Origin of the sequence: Pseudoneobacillus rhizosphaerae (genome assembly GCF_917563885.1) — a bacterium.
Classification (GTDB): Bacteria; Bacillota; Bacilli; order Bacillales; family Cytobacillaceae; genus Pseudoneobacillus; species Pseudoneobacillus rhizosphaerae.
The window spans coordinates 185,536-210,707 of sequence record NZ_CAKJTG010000008.1 but is presented as its reverse complement, the minus strand read 5'-3'; the positions used below and the strand labels follow the sequence as shown (position 1 = coordinate 210,707).

The following is a 25,172-nucleotide window of genomic DNA, read 5'->3' as shown; positions in this document are numbered from 1 at the left end:
GGAGGCGCGTTCGCGAGAACTTCTCGCGTGCACCTTTACAACCATTTGGGCGGGAGGCGCGTTCGCGAGAACTTCTCGCGTGCACCTTTACAACCATTTGGGCGGGAGGCGCGTTCGCGAGAACTTCTCGCGTGCACCTTTACAACCATTTGGGCGGGAGGCGCGTTCGCGAGAACTTCTCGCGTGCACCTTTACAACCATTTGGGCGGGAGGCGCGTTCGCGAGAACTTCTCGCGTGCACCTTTACAACCATTTGGGCGGGAGGCGCGTTCGCGAGGGACATTTTCATTAGTACCTGCCCTTGTTTTGTCCGATAGAAACCGACTTTTAAACATTTAGATTGATTTCTAACCTGGCTTTGTCCCATAGAGACTTTCTATAGTACATTTCCTGAATCCAATTTATTTTTAATTTCCTAAGCCGAGGTATTAATGAACATAAAAAAAAGGAACATGATAACCATCACGTCCCTCATTGAAGCTATTCATCAAGTATTCAAATCGTACCGCTTACCTTTTACTAAATAAAAAATATTTTCGGCAATATTTGTTGTATGATCTGCCGCTCTTTCCAAATATCTGCTTACAAATGATAATTGGGTAATTTGTGGTATTTTATCTGGATTTTGTTGATTTAATAGTAGCAAGTCTTTGATAATAATTCCGTACAACTCATCTACTTCATCATCCATTTCCGCAACGTTCTTTGCTTTAGCAATATCTTCTTCGTTATAAGCTTCTAAAGATAACTTAAGCATTACTTTATTGATCTCATGCATTCTTTTAATATGTTCGATTGGCTTAATTAAAGGATCTTGCCCAATTCGAATGGTAGATTTTGCAATATTTACTGCAAAATCTGCAATACGTTCAATATCGTTTGCAATTTTGATTGCCACAATCACTCTACGTAAATCTATAGCTACAGGCTGTTGTTTGGCAATTAAAAGAATAACCGTATCGTTTATTTCTTCTTCTAAAAGATTCACTTTCGTATCATCTTCTATAATCTCTAATGCTAATTCTACATTTTGTGTTTCTAAAGCTACTAAGGATTTATCTAAAGCTTCTACTGACAAATTTCCAATCTCTAATAATTTCTTTTGGAGATCTTTTAAATCCTCATCAAATCTTTCTCTAATTGCCATATATAGGACATCCTTTCCATCATGATATATAACCTAAAAAAATAATGTTTATTATTCTTATCCAAATCTTCCAGTTATATAATCTTCTGTTCTTTTATCGGATGGAGTTGAAAAGATTTTATTCGTTTGATCAAATTCCACAACTTCTCCATTCAAGAAGAAAGCGGTTTTATCTGAAATACGTGCAGCCTGTTGCATATTATGAGTAACAATGATGATACTAAAATTTTTCTTTAATTCTTGAACCAGTTCTTCCACCTTTAAAGTCGATATTGGGTCTAACGCTGAGGTTGGTTCATCCATTAAAATGACATCTGGTTCAATCGCTAAACAACGAGCAATACAAAGTCTTTGTTGTTGCCCACCTGATAATCCATAGGCATTTTGGTGTAAACGGTCTTTTACCTCATCCCAAATAGCTGCGCCCTTTAAACTTTTTTCTACCACTTCATCTAGAACTTTTTTATCACGAATTCCATGAATTTTTGGCCCATAGGCTACATTTTCATAGATCGACTTCGGGAATGGATTTGGTTTTTGAAAGACCATACCTACTTTTGTACGCAATTCTTCAACTGTGTACGATTTTTCAAAGATGTTGCGGCCACGATATGAAATTTCTCCTGACGTTTTTACAATCGGAATAAGCTCGATCATTCGGTTTAAGGTTTTAATATAAGTCGATTTACCGCAACCTGAAGGACCAATAATCGCTGTGACTTCATTTTCATAGATATCTAGATTAATATTTTTCAGAGCATGATTTTCCCCATACCATAAATTAAGTTCATTTGTTTTATAAACAATTTCCTTTGCTGGATTTTCTAAGGTTTTGTTATTTTTATCAATAACGATATTCATGAATTTTCCCCCTTCACTCAATAAAGAGTTTAATAACGTTTTTGAAATTTATTTCTTATTAATACAGCAATTGAATTCATAATAATTAGCATGACCAATAAGATAATGATGCCTGCCGCAGCAAGTGCATGAAATTCTTCTTGTGGACGACTTGTCCAGTTATAAATTTGCATTGGTAAAACGGTGAACGTATCAAAAACAGTTTTAGGTAAAAAAGCAATAAACAATGGCAATCCTAGAACAACAAGTGGTGCGGTTTCTCCAATCGCACGAGATAGTGCTAAGATACCACCTGTTAAGATTCCGGGAATCGCTGCTGGTAAGACAACTCTTATGATTGTCTGCCATTTAGTTGCCCCCATCCCGAAAGATGCTTCACGTAGTTCATTTGGAACAGCCCTAATTGCTTCTTGTGAGGCTACAATAATGACAGGTAAAACTAGTAAACTCATAGTTAATCCTGCTGCTAGTACACTTGTACCTAAGGCAAACGCCCTAACAAATAAAGTTAAGCCAAGTAATCCAAATACAATCGATGGAACACCAGCAAGATTAGAAATATTTACTTGAATAAAGTCTGTAAAACGACTTTTCTTCGCATACTCCTCTAGATACAGAGCTGTCCCTACTCCAATTAATAAAGAAACAGGTGCTACTACACCTACTAACCACACAGTACCGATTAAGGCGGTTTTTATCCCTGCACGTTCTGGTTTTCTTGAAGGTAAGTTTTGAAGGAAATCCAAGCTTAAATAGCCAGATCCTTGAGTGAATATCCGATATAGTAGTATTCCAAGAACAAATAAACCGAATAGGGTGGCAATAAAGAATATTACCTTAAAAACTTGATTCCATAACAACCTTGGAGCCATGTTCTTGACAACCTTTGAATGGTCAATAAGTTTCATTAATAAACCTCCCTGAAACGCTTAGCGATATATTGTGCAAGGAGATTCATGACTAGGGTGAATACAAACAACGTCATTCCAACAGCGTAGATACTGTAATAAATAGTTGTTCCATACCCTGCATCACCTGTACTAACTTGAACAATATAAGCGGTCATTGTTTGGATAGAACCTGTTACATCCCATCCCCATGTCGGAGTTGACCCACCTGCTACAGCCACAATCATGGTCTCTCCTATTGCTCTAGAAACAGCTAAAACAATCGAGGCTACAATTCCTGAAATAGCGGCCGGTAAAACAACCTTCATGGAAACTTCAAACTTCGTAGAACCTAATGCAAGGGCCCCTTCACGCATTGAATTAGGAACGGAAGACATCGCATCCTCAGATAAAGAGGCTATCATAGGTGTAATCATTATTCCAATCACAATACCAGGACTTAAGGCATTAAAAATTTCAAGCTGTGGGATGAATTCTCTTAAAATAGGTGTAACGAATGTTAAAGCGAAAAAGCCGTAAACAATCGTTGGGATACCTGCAAGCACTTCTAATATCGGTTTGATGATTCTTCTTGTATTCTCGTGCGCATACTCACTCAAAAATATGGCAGATGCTAATCCTATTGGTACGGCCACAATAATGGCGATTAATGTCACTCTTAATGTACCCGACACTAATGGTAATATCCCATACGACCCTTGGGTTTCGGAAAATGGGTACCATTTTTTAGAAGTGATAAATTCAATAAATGAAACCTTAGTAAAAAAAGTAAACGTTTCAAAAATTAGTGTAAAGACAATTCCAAACGTAGTTAATACAGAAATAACAGCTGTAAGTAATAGAATCGTAGGAATTAGCTTTTCAATAATGGAATGAACACTCTTATTCTTCTTTTTTTCTTCTATCAGTTTCTGAATCGAAGAAGACCCCTTTTTTAAAGCCATATTTGAAAACCCCCTTATCAAAAGACAAGATGAGAAGCACACCACTTTCGTGCTTCCCATCTTATTACTATTATTTTAATCCTTCTAAAACTGCTAGATCCTTGTCATACTCTTCTTGAGGCAAACGTACATATCCTACCTCTTCAGATAAATCTGCCGCATTCTCAATTAGGAATTTCACGTAATCATATACTTCTTCATTTTTAACGGATTCGTTTTTCACATAGGTGAAAAGTGGACGAGACAACGGAGCATACTCACCCGATTCAATTGTATCGTTTGTTGGTTCAACAGGTCCATTACCACCATCAATTGGAACAATTTTAAGTTTATTTTTATTTTCTAAATAATAAGCATAACCCATATAGCCAATACCGTTTTTCTCACCGGAGATACCTTGAACTAAAATGTTGTCATCCTCAGATAAAGTTGCACTTTGAACAATTGGTTGATCATCAAGGATTACTTCGTTAAAATAATCAAATGTGCCAGAGTCAGTTCCAGGAGAGTAGAATTTAATTTCTTCTTCTGGCCAACCTTCACGAATATCAGACCATTTTCTGGCTTTACCGTCTTCAATCCATAATTTCTTAAGCTCATCAATTGTTAAATGATCAACCCAAGTATTTTCCTTGTTTACAAGTACTGACAGACCATCAAAAGCTAATTTAATTTCTGTGAACTCAATTCCTTTTTCTCCTAATTGAGCTTTTTCCTCATCTTTAATTGGACGTGAAGCATTACTCATATCCGTTTCACCAGCGATAAATGCTTTAAAACCACCACCAGTACCAGAAAGACCTACTGATACTTTAACGTCGGGTTGAACCATTTGATATTCTTCAGCAACAGCCTCCATAATTGGATAAACGGTTGATGACCCATCAATTTTCACTTCACCAGAAAGTTGCTTATTAACTTCGGCAGCATCGCTAGTTTTTCCTGCTTCTTCACTCCCACAAGCCGCTGCGAATAATAGCACCCCACCCATCATTGCAGATAGTGCTAATTTATTTAAGCTTTTCATTCGTTAATTCCCCCTAAGGATTGGTTGTGTTTTGTCCTACACATAGAATATTAAAGCTAAACTATTAATTCCGTTTTAATACTTTGTAAAGGTTTTGTAAATTTGAAAAGTTTATGAATAAATATATTAAAGAATAATTGTGTTTTGTAGTAATTATCCCGACAACATGAAAAAACCCATTTTTCCAATGGGTTTATTTAATTTAATAGTATGAACTAATTTTATTGTGTACCTCTTTCTATCAGCTGAGTGGAACGGTCCATTTTAGATGCATCTTTCATTCTCTGTTTCTTCAATTCAAAGTAAGCATCTAACACTCTTCTACCAATAACAGTGTTTGCATGGTGTCCTTTATCACCTTCATAAGCCCAAGGGACAAGAACAGCCATCGCAACCTCTGGATTATCGTCTGGCGCATAACCAACAAGACTTAAATTCATCACTTCAGGAGGGATTTGGTTTCTCTCTTTATATACCTTCATTTCAGGTCCATCGTAAACAGCCTGTGCCGTCCCTGTTTTTCCTGCAGGATTATACTTGGCACCTTTAAAATCATCATAGGCTGTTCCACCTGGCTCCTGCATAACTCGTCTGAACCCTTCCTGAACCCGCTTTAGCCATTCTTCCTTGGCACCTATATGATTTAAAATTGTCGGCTTTATTTCTTGTACAATTGGTCCTAATTCGTTGTTGTCGAGTAATGGTTCACGAATTTCTTTTACTATATGAGGTTGAACACGATATCCGCCGTTTGCTATCGTAGAAACATATTGCGCTAATTGCATTGGGGTATAAATATCATACTGTCCAATCACTAAGTCCAATAAGAAGCCCGGTAGCTTTAAAGGTCCTTTAAACCCCACTTGTTCATTAGGTAAATCAATCCCTGTTCGTACCCCAAGACCAAACTGATTAAACGATTCACGTATAGTATCAAACGCTTGTAAATTTATATCCAGTGGCTCATTAAATTCATAATGTCCTTTTCCAATCTCTATTGCTGTTTTGAACATATAAACATTGGATGAAACCTTTAAAGAATTGATATCATTAATATTTCCAAAGTTCTTCCAAGAAGATTTCTCGGGAGTTCCTTTAATTTTTATTGGAGAGTCATAGTGAAAATCCCCTGGATGAAGTGCTCCAGTTTTATATCCTGTTAATATGGTTGCTCCCTTTACTGAGGATCCTGCATTATACGATGTCGTGAAGGTCCCATATGCAAAGTCTAACATTTCTCGTTTTCCAGTTTTCGGATCCTTTGTTATTTGTTTTCCTGCTAACGTTAATATTTCACCAGTATGGGGATCTAATAGTACAACAAAAGCACGATCTAAAAGAGTAGTCTTAGCTGTTTTTTTTGCAGCTAATAATTCTTCTTCAATAATTTTCTCCACAGCTAACTGTAAATCCATATCAATGGTTAAAACTAAATCCTTTCCACGTTTTCCTTCTGAGACGACAATCGTTTCAAGAACATTACCTGATTTATCTGTAATGTTTTTCACTTTAGCTTTTTGACCATGCAACACATCTTCATATTGCTCTTCAATATAACTCAATCCTACACGGTCATTTCGATTATAGTCTCTAGCCAAATAGTGCTCTAATCGCTCACTTGGTAACCCCCTATCGGAAGATGATACCTTCCCTATAATGGTTTTTAATGTATCTCCAAACAAATAGTTTCTTTCCCAATCTGTAGTAGTATCTACTCCCGGTAAAAATTGTAGATTTTCACTTACAATCGCAAATTCTTTCTTTGTAACATCTTTATTTTTCACAAATTGGGGTGTTAAAGCAAAACCACTATTAAATTCTCGAAAAATAGCTAAAATTTCTAAATCATTTTTGTTGAGCTCTTTTAATTCCTCAGTAGTTATCCTATCTAATTGTAGCTTGTATAAATCTTTATCATTTAATTGTTTATCAGTAAATAAATCCCACTCTGATTTTTTAATTTTGTCTTTGGCTCGCTCAGGATTCTTCATTATCCAATAATCTTTTTTGTCACGCTCTCGAACCTTTTTAACATCTTTTTCAATTAATTTTGCTAAATGTCCAGCAACCACAAGCATTTCCTCTTGGTTCGCTCCCTGATTTTTTGTATAAGTAATGGCATCTTGAGGAGTATTATCTACAATGATTTTTCCATTGCGATCAAACATTTTCCCTCTCGGAACAGGATTATTTACAGTTATATCCTCTGTTCTTTCGATTTCCCGTTTAAAATCATCACCATAAACGATTTGTACAAAACCTAGCCGTAAAATAAGGATGGAAAATAGCATAAAGACTATAAAGAAGATCATATTTAATCGAAAAGGGACATGTGCCTTCTTCTTTTTTTTCTTTACAACTACCATCAAAACACTCCTTTACTAATTTCCATAATTACAATTGAAAAAATGGAGCAGGGGAATCCCCCCTACTCCTAAAGCTGAATTTTTCTTACGAAAAAATATATACATGTATGTCCGGCACCAAGAAACATCAATAATATAGGAATACTTTTTGTTTCATCAAAAAAGGTTACCCCAATAATAAAAGCAATGACTGATACCCCTCTGCCCAAATTTAAGAATAGCTCACGAACGACAATATATTCTATTCTCATTTCAGCAGCCTTCCAACCCGTTCCAATAATATCATAAGTCATTGACATATAAGGAACTAGCAGAATAGGGTAAGCAACAGCAATTATACAGGCATAAATAAGTAATTTTTGAAAGGTAACATCAAATACAAGTAAAAAAATCGCTAAATATAAAAGACAGCCACCTATCAAAATTGATTTCTTTCGAAAGTCTTTTTTAATTAATCTAGAAGCAGCATAGTAAGCGATAAAAGAAATAGCTGAATTAAGCAATCCAAATTTTCCTAGCGCTAATTCACTTCCTGTTGAAATAAAAACAAATACAGAAATAATAAATAGAAAGGTACCTTCTCGTAACCCTTGAAAGAAATTTGCATTCGTTATCAAACGCCAATTGGGGTTATGTGCTCTTTCCTTAATGATTCTGGTAAACATGTATTTTCCAGAAGCAGGTCGTCTTTTCAAGGAGAAACTGAAAAATACAGCTAATGAAAATAGTCCTAAAGAAATTCCAAAAACAATTGTATAACCAGTAAAGCTAGTGAGATTGGATATGATTAATCCTGCTGCAATAGGTCCAATCATTCCACCAACTGAGCCTAAAATACCTAAAAAACCATTAAAAAAATCTCTTGTTTCTGGTTCTGTGATTTCAAATGTTAAAACATTAAAGGCTAACCAATAAAAACCGTATCCTATTCCTAACAGACTACCGAGTAAGACAAGGAAATGGGAGGCATTTTCCCCAATAAATAGCACAGTCATATAAAATAGTGCTAAGACTATAACGCCAATCCGTAAAACCAATACACGGTCAATCTTTTTTGCCCATCTACCTGCCAAAATAAATGTTAATGGTTGTAAGACAATGACCGAGAGATTGTAAATTCCTAAATCTACGTACTCTCCAGATTGTTTCCATAAATAAATATTTACAAATGTATTAGATAGGGCCACGCTTAAGGAATATAATCCCCCGATAAGGAGCAACAGAGTTAAATCCCTCGTTAATTCGACTTCACCGATAATCTTTTTCCATTTCGACATTCATAAACTCTCCTTTTGTCGTTAGGAGTATTGTTTACCAATGAAGAATGATTATTCCTATAAAAAATTCCACAAAAAAAGAAGCAAACGGATATCCGTTCGCTTCTTCTATTTTTATTTCGCGTTTTGATAACGATTAGAAACCTCTTCCCAATTAACCACATTCCAGAAAGTAGAAATGTAATCAGGACGACGGTTTTGGAATTTTAAGTAGTAAGCATGCTCCCAAACATCTAGACCAAGAATAGGTGTTTTACCTTCCATTACAGGAGAATCTTGATTCGGTGTGCTAGTAACTTCTAATTCTCCATTATTAACAGCTAACCAAGCCCAACCAGAACCGAAACGTGTAGTAGCAGCTTTTGCGAATTCTTCTTTAAAGCTTTCGAAGCTACCAAATTTATTGTTGATTGCATCTGCTAATTCACCAGTAGGTGCACCACCACCATTTGGAGAAAGAATTTGCCAAAATAAAGTATGGTTTGCATGTCCGCCACCATTGTTTCTTACAGCTGTACGAGCAGCTTCAGGAACAGCATCTAGGTTTGCAATAACTTCTTCTACAGATTTAGAAAGAAGCTCTTCGTTTCCTGCTAAAGCGTTGTTTAAGTTTGTTACATAAGCATTATGATGCTTAGAATGATGAATATTCATCGTTTCCTTATCGATGTGTGGTTCTAATGCTTCATAAGCATACGGTAATTGTGGTAATTCAAATGCCATTATTATTCCTCCTAAGTATGTAAAATTAATATCATGCTTCAGAAAAGTGATAACTTTCTGAAGCCTTTAGATAAGATTACCAAATTTGTTTTACCTGTTCAAATAATACGCTTTAACACATAGTTACAATCCCCTATTTTTTCATTAATATTCTCATTATCGAGCAGTTCAAGATAATATTCGAAAAATTGTCATACTTCGTGAATCCACTTCTGTCAACGATTTAAGTCGCACAATTAGATTTTTACTTCCAAATCATGTAAAAGGCATGTTGACATAGTGTTAATAATTCTTTTAAATCAAGATAAAGGGAATAAATGAGGAGTGAATATAAGATGAATCGACACAAGCTATCTCTTTATAGTTTACTATTCCAACATTTTTTTGAACATGAAACCATCCAAAAAATAAAAGCCAATACAGTCCTTTTTCAAGAGAAAGATCCCGTTAATCATATTTTCCTTTTACTGAAAGGAAGCATCGCTTTAGGTAGAATTCATATGAGAGGAAAAGAGTTTATTTTAAAAATCATAAATGGCCATGAACCATTGCTCGAATATCGTGTATTTAATCAAAATCCACACTACCATTATTCTGGAAAAGCCATCACTGATTGTGAATTATTGATGATTAACCGAGAGCAATTCGAAAACTTTGTTCAACAAAATCCTTCAGTCATGGTGGAATTAACGGAGTATTTAAGTACTTCTTATATTAAAGCACAAATGAAATGTCAGGATTTAATTATGAATGGAAAAAAAGGTGGCCTCTATTCGATTTTAATACGCTTATGTAGTAGTTACGGTGTCGCTACTGACGAAGGCATTTTGATTGATCTCCCGCTTACACACCAAGAACTTGCAAATTTAACTTACGGAACCCGAGAAGTAATCCAGCGTGCATTAAAAGAATTGCGAGAAAAAGGCGTCATTTCATATGACCAACAAAAATTCACCGTAAAGGATATTAATTACCTTAAAGAAGACGTAGACTGTCAGAATTGTGCATATGAAATATGTGGTCTAAATTAAAGAATAGAGGACTTACTGGTTTGTTATTCCAGTGTCCTCCTTTTTAATCTTTTATTAACAAACTCTATATAACAACTATCAAAAAATAACCAATCATGACAGCCTGAACAATCGATTTTGTTATAACGCTACTTATAAAACCAATCACTGATCCTACCCCTATTTTTAGAGCTTCAGTAAATCCTTTTCGATGTATTAATAATTCCGCTATGACAGCACCTAAGAACGGGCCAATAAGAATACCAAAGACGGGTATGACAAATGGACCAACTAGTAACCCAATTGTACTGCCCCAAATACCTGCTTTTGAGCCCCCATATTTCTTTACCCCAAGCATATTTGCTAGATAGTCTGCGCTAAAAAGTAATACGACAAAGAATATTTGTACCGTCCAAAACACCCAACTAAACTCTACAAAAGAAAAGAATAATCCATAAAGAATAAAACCGCCTAATATAAATACTACACTGGGAATAATCGGATAAATGAGTCCAATAAACGAAATGATGAACATAGCTACAATTAAAACCCAATAAAGCAAATCCATTTACGTACCTCCCGTATGAAAAACTGCAAAATCAATTTTATAAAATAAATAGTATCAAATTTACATACGTATGTCTTTCTTCCAACTTAAAATACCGTTAGAATAAGAAATGAATCTTAAACGAGGATGTGTTAAATGAAAATGAATATCTTTAAACAATTTCTAAAAAGCTTATACTCACCAAAAGATATAGCCATATTCCGCTTTCAAGGAATTGGAAAAACGATTCTTTTTGTTTTTTTGTTAACTTTACTATCCATTCTTCCAACAACTTTTCAATTTGTATCAGCCATTAATAATGGACTAGAGCTAAGCAAGGATGTACTTAAGGAGGAAGTACCTCCTTTTATCATTGAAAATGGACAGTTGTCTGTTGAAAGCCAAGCCCCCTATATATTTGAAGAAAAAGGAATCAAAATTATTATCGATGGTACAGGCTCTGTTAACCAAAGTGATTTAAACAAATCAGAAACTGCGATAGCTCTTCTAAAAAATGAGTTTGTATTTATGGCTGGTGGACAAGCGCAATCTTCTAGTTATTCCATGTTTCCCGAAATGGAACTAACGAACCAGGATATAGTAGATTTTATTCAATCAATGGAAGGACTAAAATACATCTTTCTTCCGATCATGTTTTTAATTATTTTTATCTTTTCAAGCGGGATTAAATTTATTGAAGTTTCCATCCTTGCGTTAATCGGGCTACTAGTCAAAAATCTTCTAAAAAGAAACGTACCCTATCGACAGGCATGGAGAATGGCAGCCTATAGTGTCACTTTACCTACTGTTTTCTTTACGATAATGGCTTTATTGCAAACCCCAGTACCTAATGGATTTATTATTAATTGGTTTGTTTCCATTCTGGTACTCACTTTAACAATCAAAGAAATTCCAATGAAAAAACAAAAAATAGAAGCACCATAAAACAACTTGCTTTATCGCTTGTTGTTTTTTGTTCTAAATTTACTAATGGGTGCATACACATTGGACAAACGTACCGAAAGGAGATTTGTCCGATGAAGAAATTTTTTGGGGCACTCGTCTTACTACTCATTTGTTATATCGTACTTTTTGATTTAAAACATGGGACACTTCCTCATTCTTCCGAAAAAACATCTGAAACAGTAATCACAGCTAAATCAGTTGAACTTTCATTTTTTGAAGAAAAAGTTAAGGCTGGGGATACTGTACTAACCATTGTAGAAAATAGATTAGAGGCACCTATTCCCGTTTCTATTACTGAAATTGTGACTGATTTCAAGGCATTGAATGAAGGAGTTTCTCCTGAAAATATTCAAATTGGGAAAAGCTATTTATTTCCTGATTACTTAAAATAAAAGCTCTTCCTTGTCAAATTCACGGTTTGACTGATAAACTATTATTATTGCCTTAACAGGTAGTATTTTTTGAATTCGAACTTTTAAAGGAGCGAAGACTCTTGAATGAAATAATCCATCGCACGAAAACCCGTCCCATAAAGGTGGGGAACTTAACTATTGGTGGAAGTAATGAATTGTTTATTCAAAGTATGACCACAACGAAAACACATGATGTCGAAGCAACTGTTGCTGAAATTAAGCGTTTGGAGGAGGCCGGCTGTCAAATTGTTCGCGTTGCTTGTCCAGACGAAAGAGCGGCCAACGCCATTAGTGAAATTAAAAAGCGAATTAATATCCCGTTAGTTGTGGATATCCATTTTGATTATAAATTAGCTTTAAAAGCTATCGAGGGTGGAGCCGATAAAATCCGGATAAATCCCGGTAATATTGGAAAACGTGAAAAGGTAGAAGCTGTTGTAAAAGCAGCTAAAGAAAAAGGTATACCTATTCGAATAGGTGTAAATGCTGGTTCACTTGAAAAAAGAATCCTAGAAAAATATGGATATCCTACTGCCGATGGAATGGTTGAAAGTGCTCTACACCATATAAAAATTTTAGAGGATTTAGATTTCCATGATATTATCGTATCGATGAAGGCTTCTGATGTACTGTTAGCAATTGAAGCTTATGAAAAAGCTTCCAAAGCATTTGATTATCCTTTACATTTAGGAATTACTGAATCAGGTACACTTTTTTCTGGCACAGTTAAAAGTGCGGCTGGTTTAGGAGCAATCTTAAATAAAGGGATTGGCAATACACTAAGAATTTCTTTAAGCGCTGATCCAGTAGAGGAAGTAAAAGTTGCAAGAGAATTACTCAAGGTGTTTGGATTATCTTCTAATGCTGCTACGCTTATCTCTTGCCCGACATGTGGAAGGATTGAAATAGACTTAATCAGCATTGCTAATGAAGTTGAAGAATACATTCAAAAAATTAAAGCTCCCATCAAAATCGCTGTCCTAGGCTGTGCAGTTAATGGACCAGGTGAAGCCAGAGAAGCAGATATTGGGATTGCCGGTGCAAGAGGAGAAGGTTTACTCTTCCGTAAAGGGGAAATTGTTCGTAAAGTCCCTGAAGAAACAATGGTAGAGGAATTAAAGAAAGAAATTGATGCTATTGCAGAGGAATATTTTCTAAAAAAACAAGAAGAACAAAAAATATAGTTCAACAAAAACGGCTGCTCCTTCAAGGAAACAGCCGTTTTTTTACTATTTATTAGCTTATAATACTAGCTAAAAAAAGGGTACTATAAACATACCGACGATAATCGATATCGCTCCAAGTCCTATTGCCCAATTACCAAGTCCTTCAGAACCTCGTCTTCTTGCAATAAACCCTAAAACAATTCCAGCTGCACCAAATAGAATCGGCATTACAAACAGTGATAGAATGGAAAGAGCTAAAGCTGCAAAGCCCATTCCTTTCCCACCTTCTTCAGCCCGATCGTAATCACGAGCTCTTCCACGATCTAATCTGATTGGTGCTGCTATTTCAGCAGAGGTTTCTTCCATATATTCCGCAGGTCCGTTAGCAATTTCTTCATCATAAGGACGTTTTTCCTCGAAGCTTCGCTCTTGGTCTGCCATACTGATCCCTCGCTTTCGTTTTTTGGAGCATTTATATTGTTAGCATAAGACCGTTATTTCACTATGTTAATGTTTGATAATAATTCATAGGTTTACCATTTTACTTTTTATTCCGTAAAAGTTTTGTTAAGATAATTGAATACTTTAATTATGCGTTAGGAGAATTAGCTAATGAAAATTCGTTTTGGTATTGATATTGATGGCACAGTCACTAGTCCAGCAGCACTTATTCCTTTTCTAAATAAAGCCTTTCAATTAAATTTGACTTTGGCTGATATTAAGCAATATGAATTAACTCCATTAGTGAGTATTTCTGAAGATGAATTTTCCAATTGGTTTCACAAAAACGAACCTGAGATGTATGAGAAATCGCCATTGGCAGAAGGGGTAAAAGAGGTACTGATTCAGTGGGCATTCGAGCATGAGCTATATTTCATAAGTGCACGAGGCAAACATTTATTTGATATAACTAAACAGTGGTTCACTTTAAATGAAATACCTTTTAATCATATTGAACTAATCGGTACTCACCATAAAATTGAAGCTGTTCAAAAATATCAAGTGGATATTTTTCTTGAAGATAAGCACGATAATGCTGTAATGATTGCGGAACAATGTAATATCCCGGTATTGTTATTTGATACACCATACAATCAAGACCCCATTCCACCGCAGGTAGTACGTGTTAAGGACTGGAAAGAAGCGGCTGCTTGGGTAGAGGATTGGATAAAATAGCAAAGGGCTCGTTTAATTAAACGAGCCTAGCTTGTTACACACATTCCGGGCATCGGCCATAAATTTCAAATTTATGGCCTGACACATCGAATCCTTTTAAATCTTCATTTAATTCATCCATTGGACATAAACCAATTTGCTTTGTCATACCACATTGCAAGCAAATGAAATGATGGTGATGATGATTATGAGAGCATGTAAATCGAAAATGCTTCTCACCAGATAGCTCTGTCAATTCAATAATTCCTAATTCAACAAATAAGGATAAATTCCGATAAATTGTATCAAAACTTAAGCCCGGGTAATCGTCCTTCATTTGTTCTAGAACATCCTTAGCTGTTAAATATTTATTACTCGTAGCAAACAAATCGAGCATTTCTTCACGTTTACCTGTATGCTTGTAGCCCTTATTTTTTAATAATTCTAAGGCTGTTTCAATGTTCATTATACTTCACCTCAGTTGCTTTTAGCCCTTACAATATTCCACTTTTTGAACATAATCGTGACTATTAATATCGCTACAGCTATCATGACAATTGTTCCTCCAGGAGCTAGGTCCAGATAATAGGAAATCATTAACCCTCCTAAAACTGATAACTCACCGAAAAGGATTGAATAAAAAATGGTTTGTTTAAACCCTTTAGCAATTCTTATACTTGCAGCTACCGGTAAGGTCATTAAGGAAGATACTAATAATATCCCTACAATACGCATTGAAGCTGCTATAACTAGTGCAACCATTAAGATAAAAATAAAATGAACAGATTTTGCCGCTATACCTGACGCTTTTGCGTGCTCTTCATCGAAGGATAATAGAAACAATTCTTTATATAAAAGAAAAATGAGCAGGATAACTAAAAAACTAATGATGAAAATAATAATTAAATCAATACGGCTAACTGCGCTCACACTTCCAAATAAATAGCTAAACAAATCTGTATTAAACCCATCCGCAAGCGAAATAAAGATAACACCAAGACCAATTCCACCTGATAAAATGATAGGGATAGCTAATTCCTGATAATGTTTATAAACACTACGTAATTTTTCGATAAACAAGGAACCCATAACTGAAAATGCCATCCCTAAATAAAGTGGATTAAGTCCAGCGAATAAGGACCATTTTTTAGCTAGGAATAAGCTAGCGGCTATTCCAGCTAAAGTAACATGGCTTAATGCATCCGCAATAAGCGAAAGTCTTCTTACCACGATAAACACTCCGATTAAAGGTGCCACAAGTCCAATCAATAATCCAGTCAAAAATGCATTTTGCAAAAATTCATATTCCAAAAGACCTGCAATCATTGATTTGTTCCTCCGTGGTGGTGATCATGATCATGTGTGAGGAGATGGATATCGTGACCGTAAACAAAAGACATCTCATCATTTTTAAAGAGTTCATATTCTTTCGATTCGCCATGGAAATGTAAATGTTTATTTAAACAAGCAACGTGAGTTACCTTGTCAGAAATAGCGCTAATATCATGCGTTACGAGCAATAAAGTAATGCCCCACTTTTTATTAAGATTTTCAAGCATGTCATAAAAATTCTTTACATTTTTAGCATCAACCCCTACTGTTGGCTCATCTAAAATGAGAAGTTCGGGATTACTAACTAATGCTCTAGCGATAAAGATTCGCTGCTGTTGACCACCTGATAGTTCCCCAATATTCCGGTTCAGGAAAGGTAACATGTCTACTGAAGCAACTGCTTCCATAATTTTTTGTTTATCCTCTTTTTTCAAAAAACGAAAAAGTCCTAATTTTTTCGTTAACCCACTTGCTACCACTTCATAAACAGTGGCGGGAAAACCTGAATTAAACGAATTTGCCTTTTGCGAAACATAGCCTACTTTCTGCCAATCTTTAAATTTTTCAATTTCTTCTCCGAACAATAAAATTCTCCCCTGTTGAGGCTTTAATAAGCTAAGTAGCAGTTTTATTAGCGTTGACTTACCAGATCCATTCGGTCCAACAATCGCTAAATAGGCACCTTTAGGAATCGATAAATGAATATCCTCAAGAACCTGCTCCCTTTCGTATCGGTAGGATATATGGTCAATTTCCACAATTGTTTCTTTCAAAAAAATCACCTTACTTAATTAAGAATCATTACGATTTAACATTCCTCAGTATACTTATAAATAAATTATTTGTAAAGCGTGCAGGCTTTTGTCACAATGAGCACTTTTGGAACATACCTTAATAACGGAGGAGTGTGATACTGTGAAAATTTTTGAGAATATTATTAATCATAAAATTAACACGATGACTACTGACGAACTTTTAAAATACGCTAAGCAATTCCAAGTACAAATTAGCCGTGAACATGCGAAGAAAATTGCTGAATACTTAAGAAGTGAAAAGGTAAATATTTTTAATGATGGAGCACGAGCTTCACTTATTCGAGAAATTGCCAAAATCGCTGGACCAGATACTGCGAAGGAAGTAAACCGATTATTTATTCAGTTCACAAAACAATAAAAGTCTTAAACTAAGGTAAAAGGGAAAAGCTAATAGGCTTTTCCCTTTCATTTAATTATGCTTGTTGCATAATAAGATCTCTTAAATTCTCTTCGAATTGCTGCTTTCTTAGCATGTCAATTTCATGCTTATATGGCGGTTTTTGATTAGCCTTATCTTCGCCCACATATGGAGTTTCTAGAATTTTCGGGACAGAAGTAAGCTGTGGATGATTAACAATGTAATTCAATGCTTTGAAACCGATATGACCAAAGCCAATGTTTTCATGTCGATCTTTTTTCATCCCACGTTCATTTTTACTATCATTAATGTGAAGCACTTTTAGGCGATTAATGCCAATTATCTTATCAAATTCATTTAAAACACTATCAAAATCATCGACGATATCATAGCCTGCATCATGAGTATGACAGGTATCAAAACATATTGATAGTTTATCATTATAGACAACACCATCGATAATCATTGCAAGCTCTTCAAAGGTTTTCCCACACTCTGACCCTTTTCCAGCCATTGTTTCTAACGCAATTTGCACTTTATCATGATTGGTAAGCACTTCATTTAAGCCTTCAACAATTTTCTTAATTCCCTCTTCAGTTCCTGCCCCAACATGGGCTCCAGGATGAAGAACGATTTGAGTGGCTCCGATGGCTTCCGTACGGTCAATCTCTGTACGAAGGAAGTTAACGCCAAGCTCAAACGTACTTGGATTAGTAGAATTTCCAATATTTATAATATACGGCGCATGAACGATAATTTCATCTATACCATTTACCTCCATGTGTTTACGGCCAGCTTCAATATTTAAATCTTCAATTTTTTTTCTTCTAGTGTTTTGTGGAGCGCCAGTATATATCATAAAAGTATTTGCACCATAGGAAACAGCTTCTTCAGACGCCGCTAACAGCATCTTGCTACCACTCATTGAAACGTGTGAACCAATCTTCAGCATGAATATCTCTCCCTATTTTGGATTACGATTTCTTTCTCTGTATTCGTCTTTCTCTTTTCTTTATGCTTTCTACTTCCGATTGCATTTTCTTTTTATAGCCAGGTTTTACTTTATTTGGTTTTTGTACCATACTGCGTGCCTTTGCACCTATATGATCCACTTGTTTTTCTCTTTTTTTGCGTTTATTACGGTCCTCTAGTTCGACCCAATTTTCCTTTTGAATATCCACATGTTTAAATTCAATACCCATTTTTTCAAGACGATTTAACGCATCCTCATCAGACGTTTCATATATTGTTAGCGCAGTTCCTGAAAATCCTGCCCGTGCTGTTCGCCCAACACGATGAATGTAAAAATCTAAATCACTAGGAAGTTCAAAATTAATAATATGACTAACGCCCTCAATATCGATTCCCCTTGCTGCAAGGTCAGTCGCAACAATATATTGGAATTCCAAATTTTGAATTTGCTTCATCATTTTTTTACGGTCACGTGGACTTAAATCTCCATGTATCCTACCAACTTTTAAACCCTTGACAAGAAGAGCATCCGCTACTTCATCTGCCTTTTTCTTCGTATTCGTGAATACAATAGCTAAATAAGGATTAAAGTGTTTTAACACCTCAAATGTTAAAACTACTTTATTACGATGCCTAGCAGGTAAAAGGACATGTGTTAAATTAGTTGCTGACACCTGTTTAGGTTCAATATGAATGTACTTTGGATTTTCCATATACTTTTTCAAGAAAGGCTTAAGCTTCTCCGGAATCGTCGCCGAAAACACATACATTTCTAGCTTCTCTGGCATTTTTGCCGCAACTTTATCTACATCGACGATAAAGCCCATGTCAAGCATTAAATCTGCTTCATCGATGACTAATATTTTGGAAGTATGAACGAACAATGCTTGCTCTTGGACTAAATCATTTATACGTGAAGGTGTCCCAACTACAATATGCGGCTGCACTTTTAATTTTTCAATTGATTTTGCCTTGTCCGTTCCACCGATAAAGCAACGAGTGGTAATCTCTTCGCCTTCGGCCGAATGCTCTGTTACTTTTAAAATTTGTTGATAAATTTGAGTAGCTAATTCACGTGTTGGAGCTGTAATGACAGCCTGTACTTCTTGTTTGCTTGGATCAATTTTTTGTAGGATTGGTAAGACATACGCTAAAGTTTTCCCGGTACCTGTTTGTGATTGTCCAATCGCGCTTTCACCTTTTAATACTACGGGGATCATCTTTTCCTGTATCTCTGTAGGTTTGCTAAAACCTAAATCATCTATAGCATTTAGCAAAAACTGTTTGAATTGGTATGTTTGAAATTTTGAATCTTTCATTTTAAAAAACCCCTAAATCGTCCATATTTTTTGTTTCATCATATCATTATAATAAAAATTTCTTAAAATCTCCACTTATCTCCTCGTTATACTAGTATTCACCATATATTTTTGTTTTATTTTTCATTATAGGACTCTAAACCAAAAGTGTGATAATTGCATAGTCTATTCCGTAAGGCCTTTTCATTTTGACTTATGTAAACAAGCTTTACCTTGGAAGGAGGATATACTATGCCAATGCAACTCAGACCACAAGCCCCAATGCAACGAGGAAACGGACCTAGAATGATGCCACCACGATATCATGGTGGATTTCAGAGGGGATTTCAGGGGAGGTCACAAGGGGGGGCTCCTTTTGCCCAGTTTCCTTACTCACAACAAATGGCTGGACCGATGATGTCAAGAAATGGTGGAAGTAAAGGAGGCGGCCTACTAGCTAAAATATTAGGTAGAGGAAAGCAGCAAGGCGGAGCCCCAGGAGGAATTGGCCCAATGACTCGAGCTACTTCTAGCGGAGGTGGAGGAATTTTAAAAACTCTAACTAATCCAGATGCCCTAAATGGATTATTAAATAATACACAAACTGTTATTAAAACAGCACAGCAGCTTGGACCTGTTATTCAACAATACGGTCCACTCGTTCGTAACCTACCAAGCTTATGGAGGCTTTATAAAGGATTAAATGATGTAACAAATGAAAACGAGCACAGTGAATCCAACGAAAACGAAAGTAGTGCCAGTGAATCGACTCAGATGGAATCAAGTGAAGATCAAGAATTTACTAAAATCAATCCAATCATCAATAAAAATTCCATTAGAACTTCGAAGAAAAGAAAAAAGGCTGAACCTATAGAAGATGAATTGAACTCCTCATTATTAAAAAACAAGCGGTCAGTTCCTAAAATGTATATTTAATGAAGAGTGATTTTCGCACTCTTCTTTTTTCATTTTTTTTTAAAGTCGTCAATGGGTGATATTCCTTTGTAATCTATCAATAGGTTTTATATAATAAGGAAGTAGATTTAGAATGAAGTTCAAAAATGGGGAGGATATACAATGCATGTTATAAAAATTTCTCCACGCGGGTATTGTTATGGGGTTGTCGATGCAATGGTTATTGCTAGGAATGCCTCTTTAGATAAATCATTACCAAGACCTATTTATATATTAGGAATGATTGTCCATAACAAGCATGTGACTGATGCCTTCGAGCAAGAAGGAATTATTACATTAGATGGACAAAATCGTAAAGATATATTAGAACAGGTTGATCAAGGAACTGTTATTTTTACAGCACACGGAATTTCTCCAGAGGTACGTGAGCTAGCTAAAAAGAAAGGTCTTGTTACGATTGATGCTACCTGTCCCGATGTGACTAAGACACATCAATTGATTGAAGAGAAAGTAAAAGAAGACTTTCAAATTATTTATATTGGTAAAAAAGGACATCCTGAGCCTGAAGGTGCAGTTGGAGTAGCTCCTGGTAAAGTTCATCTAGTGGAATCAGAAAAGGATGTTGAGGAATTAACGATTCAACATCCAAAGCTGATTGTTACTAACCAAACAACTATGAGCCAGTGGGATGTTCTTCATGTCATTCAGAAGGTTCAAGAAAAATATCCTCATGTTGAGGTGCATAAAGAAATTTGCATGGCCACTCAAGTCCGTCAAGAAGCGGTCGCAGAACAAGCAACTGATGCGGATGTCACCATCGTTGTTGGAGACCCTATGAGTAATAATTCTAATCGGCTTGCACAGGTTTCTAAAGAGATTGCTGGAACTACGGCTTATCGAATTGCTGATATATCTGAATTAAATATCGATTGGATTAAGGATGCCAAAACAGTAGCTGTAACATCTGGGGCATCCACGCCAACTCCAATTACAAAAGAAGTTATTACTTTTATCGAGCAATATAATCCAAATGATCCAAGTACTTGGATTACAGAGAAAAAGGTTCCATTAAATAAAATTCTTCCAAAAGTGAAAAATGTGGAATAAAAAAAGAAACCATTTCTGGTTTCTTTTTTTATACAAATTGAAATGGATCCGTATGTATCTCCGATGGAAACACGTTTACGTCATATCCCTTTTCATTAAATAATTGGGTTAAAACCTTCGCTACCCCTTTTTTCATGACCTTTTCCACATTATGACCAGGGTCAATCACATTGAGGCCTTGAGCTGCTGCATCATGGGCAGTATGATAATAAAAATCTCCGGTTATATAGACATCAGCACCCGCAAATTTGGCATGCGGAAAATACTTATTTCCGTCTCCGCCTAAAACAGCCACTTTCTTCACTTTCGCATTAAGATTTCCTACAACACGAACTGTCGGAACCTCTAAAGACACTTTCACTACCTCTATAAAGCTCTGGAGTGTTGTTTCAGAGACATTACCCACTCTTCCTAATCCTAGGGTCTCCCCCTTATTATCGAGCGGAATAAGGTCATAAGCGACTTCCTCATATGGATGTGCTTTTATCATTGCACTAACAAGTCTTTTCTCGAGATGTGCTGGATAAATCGTTTCGATTTTAACCTCTTCTACTACTTCTTGCTTTCCATTCGAACCAATAAAAGGATTGGCGGAATCTCCCGGTAAAAATCTTCCAGTTCCGTTGGTGCTAAATGAACAAAATTGATAATCCCCTATTGAACCTGCACCAGCCCTACCAATTGCCTCTCTAACTACTTCTTCATGGCCCTTCGGAACAAACACCACGAGCTTTTTTAGCTTTGTTTCAGTGGTTGGAAATAGCACTTTAGTATCCTTAAGACCTAATGCTTCAGCTAAAAGATCATTCACTCCACCTTTGGCTATATCTAGGTTTGTATGGGCAGCGTATACAGCTATTTCATTTTTAATAAGCTTCTCAATCAATCTCCCGGAAGGATCATCCGATGTAATCCTTTGAAGTGGACGGAAAATTAGTGGGTGATGAGCAATAATTAACTGAACGTTTTTAGCAATAGCTTCGTCAACTACTTCCTCTAATACATCTAAGGCAATCATTACATTTTGAATTTTTTTACTTAAATTTCCAATTTGCAATCCAACTTTGTCTCCTTCCATTGCTAAGCTTTTGGGAGAGAAACCTTCGAATACCTGGATAATTTCATAACCATTAACTATCTTCAATTCCCTAAAACCTCCTCTACCATCGTAATTTTCTCTTTTAATTCCATTATTTTTGATTGAACCTCTTCTGATCCATTCGCTTCTGCAAGCTGAGATAAAATTCTTTCCCAGTTCCTTTTTTCATCTTGCCATTTCTTAATAAAAACATTATTTTTTTCTTTCATCAAGAATGGGCCAAGTAATAAGCCTTTATGTAATTCGTTTGTATAGGATTGATGCGGATTTCCCTGTTCAGCAACTAATACCTCGTATATTTTCCCGTCTTCCTCTAATATTTTCTCATTTACCAATTCCCAATCGTTTTGAAGTAGCCATTCTCTAATTGATATAGCGCTAATATTAGGCTGCAGAATTAGTCTCTTTACATTTGATAGCTTTTCTTTCCCTGCCTCTAAAATATTGGAGATTAATGCTCCACCCATCCCCGCAATTGTAATACAATCAACTTCATTTACTTCGATGACTTCTAATCCGTTCCCTTTTCTTACTGAAATCTGCTCCGATAATTCTTCTTCTGTAACTTGGTTCAGCGCAGATTGAAATGGACCTTCAACAACTTCACCTGCTATAGCAAAAGGAACCTTCCCTTTTTTCACAACATAGCAAGGTAAATAAGCATGATCCGAACCAATGTCAGCTAATTTAAACCCTTTCGGTATAAAATCTGCCACGGCTTGAAGTCGTGCTGATAACTTTTCTGTATTCATTTTTACCACACCATTCTCTTATTTGTTTTTTTAAGTATAAAAAAAGTTCCTTGCAGATGCAAAGAACTTTTCAAAATAATTATTATTTTAGAGTTGTAATCCACTCAGCCATAACATCAGCTTGTTCACCTTGAACTAGACCAGCTGGCATTCCACCAGGAAGGCCATTTAAAAGAATTTCTTTAATTTCATCCTTTGATTTACCAATCCCTACTAATGAAGGGCCAGAAACACCTTGATATGCATCACCATGACAACCAATACAACCAGCAGACTTATAAAGATCCTCTGGGTTTGACGCAACTTCTTCAGTCTTTGGTTTTTCTCCACCTTCAGCCTCATTTGCCAAATCTTTAGAATCACCAAGTCCCTTGAAAGAAAGGAAAAACATTAGTCCGATACCAAAAACCATGATTAAAATAAATGGTACAATCGGATTTCGATTCATAATCATTACCCCCTATGTAGAACATTTACAATTAGTGTGTACAAACAATACTTATTTTACTTTAAAATTACAAGTAGGGGAAGTATTTATAACAATTTTATATTAGAAAAGCTGTTTTTTTATTTTTAGCAACCGATTTCTCTTGAAATAACCATTCTCTGAACTTCAGATGTACCTTCACCTATTTCTAATAATTTTGCATCTCTCATAAATCGCTCCACATGGTAATCCTTCATATAACCATAACCACCATGAATTTGAACAGCTTGACTTGTAACTTCCATACAAATTTCCGAAGCATAAAGCTTACACATGGAAGCTTCCTTAGAAAACTTTCTTCCTTGGTCCTTCAACCACGCTGCTTTATAGACCATTGTTCGGGCTAATTCAATTTTTAAAGCCATATCAGCTAGCTTAAATTGGATAGCTTGGAATTGTGACAGGGAGCGCCCAAATTGTTTTCTTTCCTGAGCATATTGTAAAGCCTTTTCATAAGCAGCTTGTGCAATCCCAACAGCCATGGCTCCGATTCCAATTCTTCCACCATCTAGTGTGATCAAAAACTGCTTAAAGCCCTCACCTTTTTTACCAAGTAGATTTTCTGTCGGTACATAAACATCTTCTAATACAAGCTCTGTTGTATTAGACGCATTTAACCCCATTTTTTCGTAATTATCGATTATCTTAAAACCTTTAGCATCAGTTGGAACAATAATGGCACTTATTTCTTTTTTACCATCTTTTTGATCAGTGATAGCTGTAAGTGCTAAATGTTTTGCGTAGCTAGCATTTGTGATGAAGCATTTGCTACCGTTAATGACAAATTGTCCGTCTTTTTCAACAGCTGTAGTTTGGGTTCCACCTGCGTCAGATCCCGCATTAGGTTCTGTTAATCCGAATGCTCCAAACGACTCTCCTGTACAAATCGGGGTAAGGAACTCTCGTTTTTGTTCTTCGGTACCAAATAAATTTATAGGTGCACCACCCAATGAAATATGAGCTGAATAAGTGATTCCTGTTGATCCACAAGCCCTACTTAATTCTTCTACCACAATGGCAAAGCTTACTGTATCTGCTCCACCACCACCGTATTCTTCGGGAAACGGTAAACCCATTATCCCCATCTCAGCTAGCTTTCTAAACGGCTCTATTGGAAACTCCTTCGTCTTATCACGCTCATAGGCACCTGGAGCAACTTCTGCATCAGCAAATTCTCGAATCATTTTACGAATCATCTCTTGTTCGCTTGTTAAATCAAAATTCATTTTCATCCCCCTCAAATGTATGCGCTTACTATAACATTATAAGAGGGAATATATAATATTCTCAACATTTAAAAACTTTAAAATATATTTTATTATTCAAAAATAGGATATTCAACCTTAAAGTTCCACTATTCACCATACTACAACAATAAAACCCCAATAAAAACCTTTATTAGAAAAGTATTTTATTTATAAATAAGTTTCAGCACCTTAAAGCTGATTTGCAATATAAAAGATAATTCAGTAAAATAATGACATATAAAAAAAATAGCTTACCCCATAGAAAGAGGTAAACTATCTT

At 35.8% G+C, this 25,172-nt stretch carries 27 protein-coding genes; 8 read left to right on the top strand and 19 right to left on the bottom strand.

Features of this window, described 5'->3' with window-relative positions; all coding sequences use genetic code 11:
• Positions 1 to 487: 487 nt before the first annotated feature.
• From phoU to LRP83_RS09160, 8 genes are all read right to left on the bottom strand, one after another.
• A complete protein-coding gene (phoU, locus tag LRP83_RS09195) occupies positions 488 to 1,147 on the bottom strand; it encodes a phosphate signaling complex protein PhoU (protein WP_230496395.1) in 660 nt (219 codons plus the stop codon).
• Between the two features lie 57 nt (positions 1,148 to 1,204).
• Entirely contained in the window at positions 1,205 to 2,008 is an 804-nt protein-coding gene (gene pstB / locus LRP83_RS09190) for a phosphate ABC transporter ATP-binding protein PstB (RefSeq protein ID WP_230496394.1), read from the bottom strand.
• 29 nt (positions 2,009 to 2,037) lie between these two features.
• Positions 2,038 to 2,916 (bottom strand): phosphate ABC transporter permease PstA, encoded by an 879-nt coding sequence (gene pstA, locus LRP83_RS09185; RefSeq protein WP_230496393.1) that lies wholly within the window; start codon positions 2,914 to 2,916, stop codon positions 2,038 to 2,040.
• On the bottom strand, positions 2,916 to 3,860 hold the full coding sequence (pstC, locus tag LRP83_RS09180) for a phosphate ABC transporter permease subunit PstC (RefSeq protein WP_230496392.1): 945 nt from the start codon (positions 3,858 to 3,860) through the stop codon (positions 2,916 to 2,918). Before pstC ends, pstA begins: the two co-directional genes overlap by 1 nt.
• A 70-nt stretch (positions 3,861 to 3,930) precedes the next feature.
• Positions 3,931 to 4,887, bottom strand: coding sequence for a PstS family phosphate ABC transporter substrate-binding protein (locus LRP83_RS09175; protein WP_290369524.1), 957 nt, complete (start codon positions 4,885 to 4,887; stop codon positions 3,931 to 3,933).
• Positions 4,888 to 5,108: 221 nt separating this feature from the next.
• Positions 5,109 to 7,253 (bottom strand): peptidoglycan D,D-transpeptidase FtsI family protein, encoded by a 2,145-nt coding sequence (locus LRP83_RS09170; protein ID WP_230496391.1) that lies wholly within the window; start codon positions 7,251 to 7,253, stop codon positions 5,109 to 5,111.
• 68 nt (positions 7,254 to 7,321) lie between these two features.
• A complete protein-coding gene (locus tag LRP83_RS09165; protein WP_230496390.1) occupies positions 7,322 to 8,530 on the bottom strand; it encodes an MFS transporter in 1,209 nt (402 codons plus the stop codon).
• Between the two features lie 114 nt (positions 8,531 to 8,644).
• Positions 8,645 to 9,253 (bottom strand): superoxide dismutase, encoded by a 609-nt coding sequence (locus tag LRP83_RS09160; RefSeq protein WP_230496389.1) that lies wholly within the window; start codon positions 9,251 to 9,253, stop codon positions 8,645 to 8,647.
• A gap of 335 nt (positions 9,254 to 9,588) precedes the next feature.
• Here LRP83_RS09160 and LRP83_RS09155 point away from each other — a divergent pair, with 335 nt between their 5' ends.
• Positions 9,589 to 10,284 (top strand): Crp/Fnr family transcriptional regulator, encoded by a 696-nt coding sequence (locus tag LRP83_RS09155; protein ID WP_230496388.1) that lies wholly within the window; start codon positions 9,589 to 9,591, stop codon positions 10,282 to 10,284.
• A gap of 64 nt (positions 10,285 to 10,348) precedes the next feature.
• Here LRP83_RS09155 and LRP83_RS09150 read toward each other — a convergent pair whose 3' ends face one another.
• Positions 10,349 to 10,831, bottom strand: coding sequence for a DUF456 domain-containing protein (locus LRP83_RS09150; protein WP_230496387.1), 483 nt, complete (start codon positions 10,829 to 10,831; stop codon positions 10,349 to 10,351).
• A 135-nt stretch (positions 10,832 to 10,966) separates the two neighbouring features.
• Here LRP83_RS09150 and LRP83_RS09145 point away from each other — a divergent pair, with 135 nt between their 5' ends.
• The 3 genes from LRP83_RS09145 to ispG all read left to right on the top strand — a co-directional run bounded on the left by LRP83_RS09145 (position 10,967) and on the right by ispG (position 13,373).
• The gene (locus tag LRP83_RS09145; protein ID WP_354002335.1) at positions 10,967 to 11,755 is read left to right on the top strand and encodes a DUF1189 domain-containing protein; all 789 of its coding nucleotides are present in this window, start codon (positions 10,967 to 10,969) and stop codon (positions 11,753 to 11,755) included.
• Between the two features lie 92 nt (positions 11,756 to 11,847).
• The gene (locus LRP83_RS09140) at positions 11,848 to 12,168 is read left to right on the top strand and encodes a hypothetical protein (protein ID WP_230496386.1); all 321 of its coding nucleotides are present in this window, start codon (positions 11,848 to 11,850) and stop codon (positions 12,166 to 12,168) included.
• Between the two features lie 110 nt (positions 12,169 to 12,278).
• A complete protein-coding gene (gene ispG / locus LRP83_RS09135; RefSeq protein ID WP_230496404.1) occupies positions 12,279 to 13,373 on the top strand; it encodes a flavodoxin-dependent (E)-4-hydroxy-3-methylbut-2-enyl-diphosphate synthase in 1,095 nt (364 codons plus the stop codon).
• 69 nt (positions 13,374 to 13,442) lie between these two features.
• Here ispG and LRP83_RS09130 read toward each other — a convergent pair whose 3' ends face one another.
• Complete coding sequence (locus tag LRP83_RS09130) at positions 13,443 to 13,796, bottom strand: DUF4190 domain-containing protein (RefSeq protein WP_230496385.1); 354 nt, start codon at positions 13,794 to 13,796, stop codon at positions 13,443 to 13,445.
• 171 nt (positions 13,797 to 13,967) lie between these two features.
• On the opposite strand from LRP83_RS09130, the gene LRP83_RS09125 reads away from it, so the two are divergent.
• On the top strand, positions 13,968 to 14,531 hold the full coding sequence (locus tag LRP83_RS09125) for a 5' nucleotidase, NT5C type (RefSeq protein WP_230496384.1): 564 nt from the start codon (positions 13,968 to 13,970) through the stop codon (positions 14,529 to 14,531).
• Positions 14,532 to 14,565: 34 nt separating this feature from the next.
• Here the strand turns inward: LRP83_RS09125 and zur are convergent, their stop codons facing one another.
• From zur to LRP83_RS09110, 3 genes are read right to left on the bottom strand one after another with little or no spacing between them, the layout of a single operon-like run.
• Complete coding sequence (gene zur, locus LRP83_RS09120; protein ID WP_230496383.1) at positions 14,566 to 14,976, bottom strand: zinc uptake transcriptional repressor Zur; 411 nt, start codon at positions 14,974 to 14,976, stop codon at positions 14,566 to 14,568.
• Positions 14,977 to 14,987: 11 nt separating this feature from the next.
• Entirely contained in the window at positions 14,988 to 15,836 is an 849-nt protein-coding gene (locus LRP83_RS09115) for a metal ABC transporter permease (RefSeq protein ID WP_230496382.1), read from the bottom strand.
• A complete protein-coding gene (locus tag LRP83_RS09110; RefSeq protein WP_230496381.1) occupies positions 15,833 to 16,615 on the bottom strand; it encodes a metal ABC transporter ATP-binding protein in 783 nt (260 codons plus the stop codon). Before LRP83_RS09110 ends, LRP83_RS09115 begins: the two co-directional genes overlap by 4 nt.
• A 142-nt stretch (positions 16,616 to 16,757) precedes the next feature.
• On the opposite strand from LRP83_RS09110, the gene LRP83_RS09105 reads away from it, so the two are divergent.
• Positions 16,758 to 17,015: a DUF2624 domain-containing protein gene (locus tag LRP83_RS09105; protein WP_230496380.1), complete on the top strand. Its 258-nt coding sequence runs from the start codon at positions 16,758 to 16,760 to the stop codon at positions 17,013 to 17,015.
• Between the two features lie 55 nt (positions 17,016 to 17,070).
• Here LRP83_RS09105 and LRP83_RS09100 read toward each other — a convergent pair whose 3' ends face one another.
• Both LRP83_RS09100 and LRP83_RS09095 read right to left on the bottom strand, forming a co-directional pair.
• Positions 17,071 to 17,967 carry a deoxyribonuclease IV gene (locus LRP83_RS09100; protein ID WP_230496379.1) on the bottom strand — a complete coding sequence of 299 codons (897 nt, stop codon included), beginning with the start codon at positions 17,965 to 17,967 and terminating at the stop codon, positions 17,071 to 17,073.
• A gap of 22 nt (positions 17,968 to 17,989) precedes the next feature.
• Complete coding sequence (locus LRP83_RS09095) at positions 17,990 to 19,306, bottom strand: DEAD/DEAH box helicase (RefSeq protein WP_230496378.1); 1,317 nt, start codon at positions 19,304 to 19,306, stop codon at positions 17,990 to 17,992.
• 231 nt (positions 19,307 to 19,537) lie between these two features.
• Between LRP83_RS09095 and LRP83_RS09090 the strand changes: the two genes are divergently transcribed.
• Both LRP83_RS09090 and LRP83_RS09085 read left to right on the top strand, forming a co-directional pair.
• Positions 19,538 to 20,221, top strand: a complete 684-nt coding sequence (locus LRP83_RS09090; protein WP_230496377.1) for a YqfQ family protein — start codon at positions 19,538 to 19,540, stop codon at positions 20,219 to 20,221.
• A 141-nt stretch (positions 20,222 to 20,362) separates the two neighbouring features.
• Positions 20,363 to 21,307: a 4-hydroxy-3-methylbut-2-enyl diphosphate reductase gene (locus LRP83_RS09085; protein ID WP_230496376.1), complete on the top strand. Its 945-nt coding sequence runs from the start codon at positions 20,363 to 20,365 to the stop codon at positions 21,305 to 21,307.
• Between the two features lie 28 nt (positions 21,308 to 21,335).
• Here LRP83_RS09085 and LRP83_RS09080 read toward each other — a convergent pair whose 3' ends face one another.
• The 4 genes from LRP83_RS09080 to LRP83_RS09065 form a co-directional block, all read right to left on the bottom strand.
• Positions 21,336 to 22,451 carry a Nif3-like dinuclear metal center hexameric protein gene (locus tag LRP83_RS09080; RefSeq protein ID WP_230496375.1) on the bottom strand — a complete coding sequence of 372 codons (1,116 nt, stop codon included), beginning with the start codon at positions 22,449 to 22,451 and terminating at the stop codon, positions 21,336 to 21,338.
• Positions 22,448 to 23,158 (bottom strand): tRNA (adenine(22)-N(1))-methyltransferase, encoded by a 711-nt coding sequence (locus tag LRP83_RS09075; RefSeq protein ID WP_230496374.1) that lies wholly within the window; start codon positions 23,156 to 23,158, stop codon positions 22,448 to 22,450. The genes LRP83_RS09080 and LRP83_RS09075 overlap by 4 nt, the downstream gene beginning before the upstream one ends.
• An 82-nt stretch (positions 23,159 to 23,240) precedes the next feature.
• On the bottom strand, positions 23,241 to 23,606 hold the full coding sequence (gene cccA, locus LRP83_RS09070; RefSeq protein WP_230496373.1) for a cytochrome c550: 366 nt from the start codon (positions 23,604 to 23,606) through the stop codon (positions 23,241 to 23,243).
• A gap of 125 nt (positions 23,607 to 23,731) precedes the next feature.
• Positions 23,732 to 24,871, bottom strand: coding sequence for an acyl-CoA dehydrogenase family protein (locus tag LRP83_RS09065; protein ID WP_230496372.1), 1,140 nt, complete (start codon positions 24,869 to 24,871; stop codon positions 23,732 to 23,734).
• Positions 24,872 to 25,172: the final 301 nt, after the last annotated feature.

Excerpts from the sequence above, each read along its gene's own strand:
- pstB (WP_230496394.1), bottom strand. The coding sequence starts at position 2,008 with ATGAATATCGTTATTGATAAAAATAACAAAACCTTAGAAAATCCAGCA.
- LRP83_RS09175 (WP_290369524.1), bottom strand. The coding sequence starts at position 4,887 with ATGAAAAGCTTAAATAAATTAGCACTATCTGCAATGATGGGTGGGGTG.
- zur (WP_230496383.1), bottom strand. The coding sequence starts at position 14,976 with ATGAACATTGAAACAGCCTTAGAATTATTAAAAAATAAGGGCTACAAG.
- LRP83_RS09160 (WP_230496389.1), bottom strand. The coding sequence starts at position 9,253 with ATGGCATTTGAATTACCACAATTACCGTATGCTTATGAAGCATTAGAA.
- LRP83_RS09165 (WP_230496390.1), bottom strand. The coding sequence starts at position 8,530 with ATGTCGAAATGGAAAAAGATTATCGGTGAAGTCGAATTAACGAGGGAT.
- LRP83_RS09145 (WP_354002335.1), top strand. The coding sequence starts at position 10,967 with ATGAAAATGAATATCTTTAAACAATTTCTAAAAAGCTTATACTCACCA.
- LRP83_RS09095 (WP_230496378.1), bottom strand. The coding sequence starts at position 19,306 with ATGAAAGATTCAAAATTTCAAACATACCAATTCAAACAGTTTTTGCTA.
- LRP83_RS09065 (WP_230496372.1), bottom strand. The coding sequence starts at position 24,871 with ATGAATTTTGATTTAACAAGCGAACAAGAGATGATTCGTAAAATGATT.
- pstA (WP_230496393.1), bottom strand. The coding sequence starts at position 2,916 with ATGAAACTTATTGACCATTCAAAGGTTGTCAAGAACATGGCTCCAAGG.
- LRP83_RS09155 (WP_230496388.1), top strand. The coding sequence starts at position 9,589 with ATGAATCGACACAAGCTATCTCTTTATAGTTTACTATTCCAACATTTT.
- LRP83_RS09150 (WP_230496387.1), bottom strand. The coding sequence starts at position 10,831 with ATGGATTTGCTTTATTGGGTTTTAATTGTAGCTATGTTCATCATTTCG.
- LRP83_RS09090 (WP_230496377.1), top strand. The coding sequence starts at position 19,538 with ATGCCAATGCAACTCAGACCACAAGCCCCAATGCAACGAGGAAACGGA.
- LRP83_RS09115 (WP_230496382.1), bottom strand. The coding sequence starts at position 15,836 with ATGATTGCAGGTCTTTTGGAATATGAATTTTTGCAAAATGCATTTTTG.
- LRP83_RS09085 (WP_230496376.1), top strand. The coding sequence starts at position 20,363 with ATGCATGTTATAAAAATTTCTCCACGCGGGTATTGTTATGGGGTTGTC.
- LRP83_RS09100 (WP_230496379.1), bottom strand. The coding sequence starts at position 17,967 with ATGCTGAAGATTGGTTCACACGTTTCAATGAGTGGTAGCAAGATGCTG.
- LRP83_RS09075 (WP_230496374.1), bottom strand. The coding sequence starts at position 23,158 with ATGAATACAGAAAAGTTATCAGCACGACTTCAAGCCGTGGCAGATTTT.
- cccA (WP_230496373.1), bottom strand. The coding sequence starts at position 23,606 with ATGAATCGAAATCCGATTGTACCATTTATTTTAATCATGGTTTTTGGT.
- LRP83_RS09130 (WP_230496385.1), bottom strand. The coding sequence starts at position 13,796 with ATGGCAGACCAAGAGCGAAGCTTCGAGGAAAAACGTCCTTATGATGAA.
- LRP83_RS09140 (WP_230496386.1), top strand. The coding sequence starts at position 11,848 with ATGAAGAAATTTTTTGGGGCACTCGTCTTACTACTCATTTGTTATATC.
- LRP83_RS09170 (WP_230496391.1), bottom strand. The coding sequence starts at position 7,253 with ATGGTAGTTGTAAAGAAAAAAAAGAAGAAGGCACATGTCCCTTTTCGA.
- pstC (WP_230496392.1), bottom strand. The coding sequence starts at position 3,860 with ATGGCTTTAAAAAAGGGGTCTTCTTCGATTCAGAAACTGATAGAAGAA.
- phoU (WP_230496395.1), bottom strand. The coding sequence starts at position 1,147 with ATGGCAATTAGAGAAAGATTTGATGAGGATTTAAAAGATCTCCAAAAG.
- LRP83_RS09125 (WP_230496384.1), top strand. The coding sequence starts at position 13,968 with ATGAAAATTCGTTTTGGTATTGATATTGATGGCACAGTCACTAGTCCA.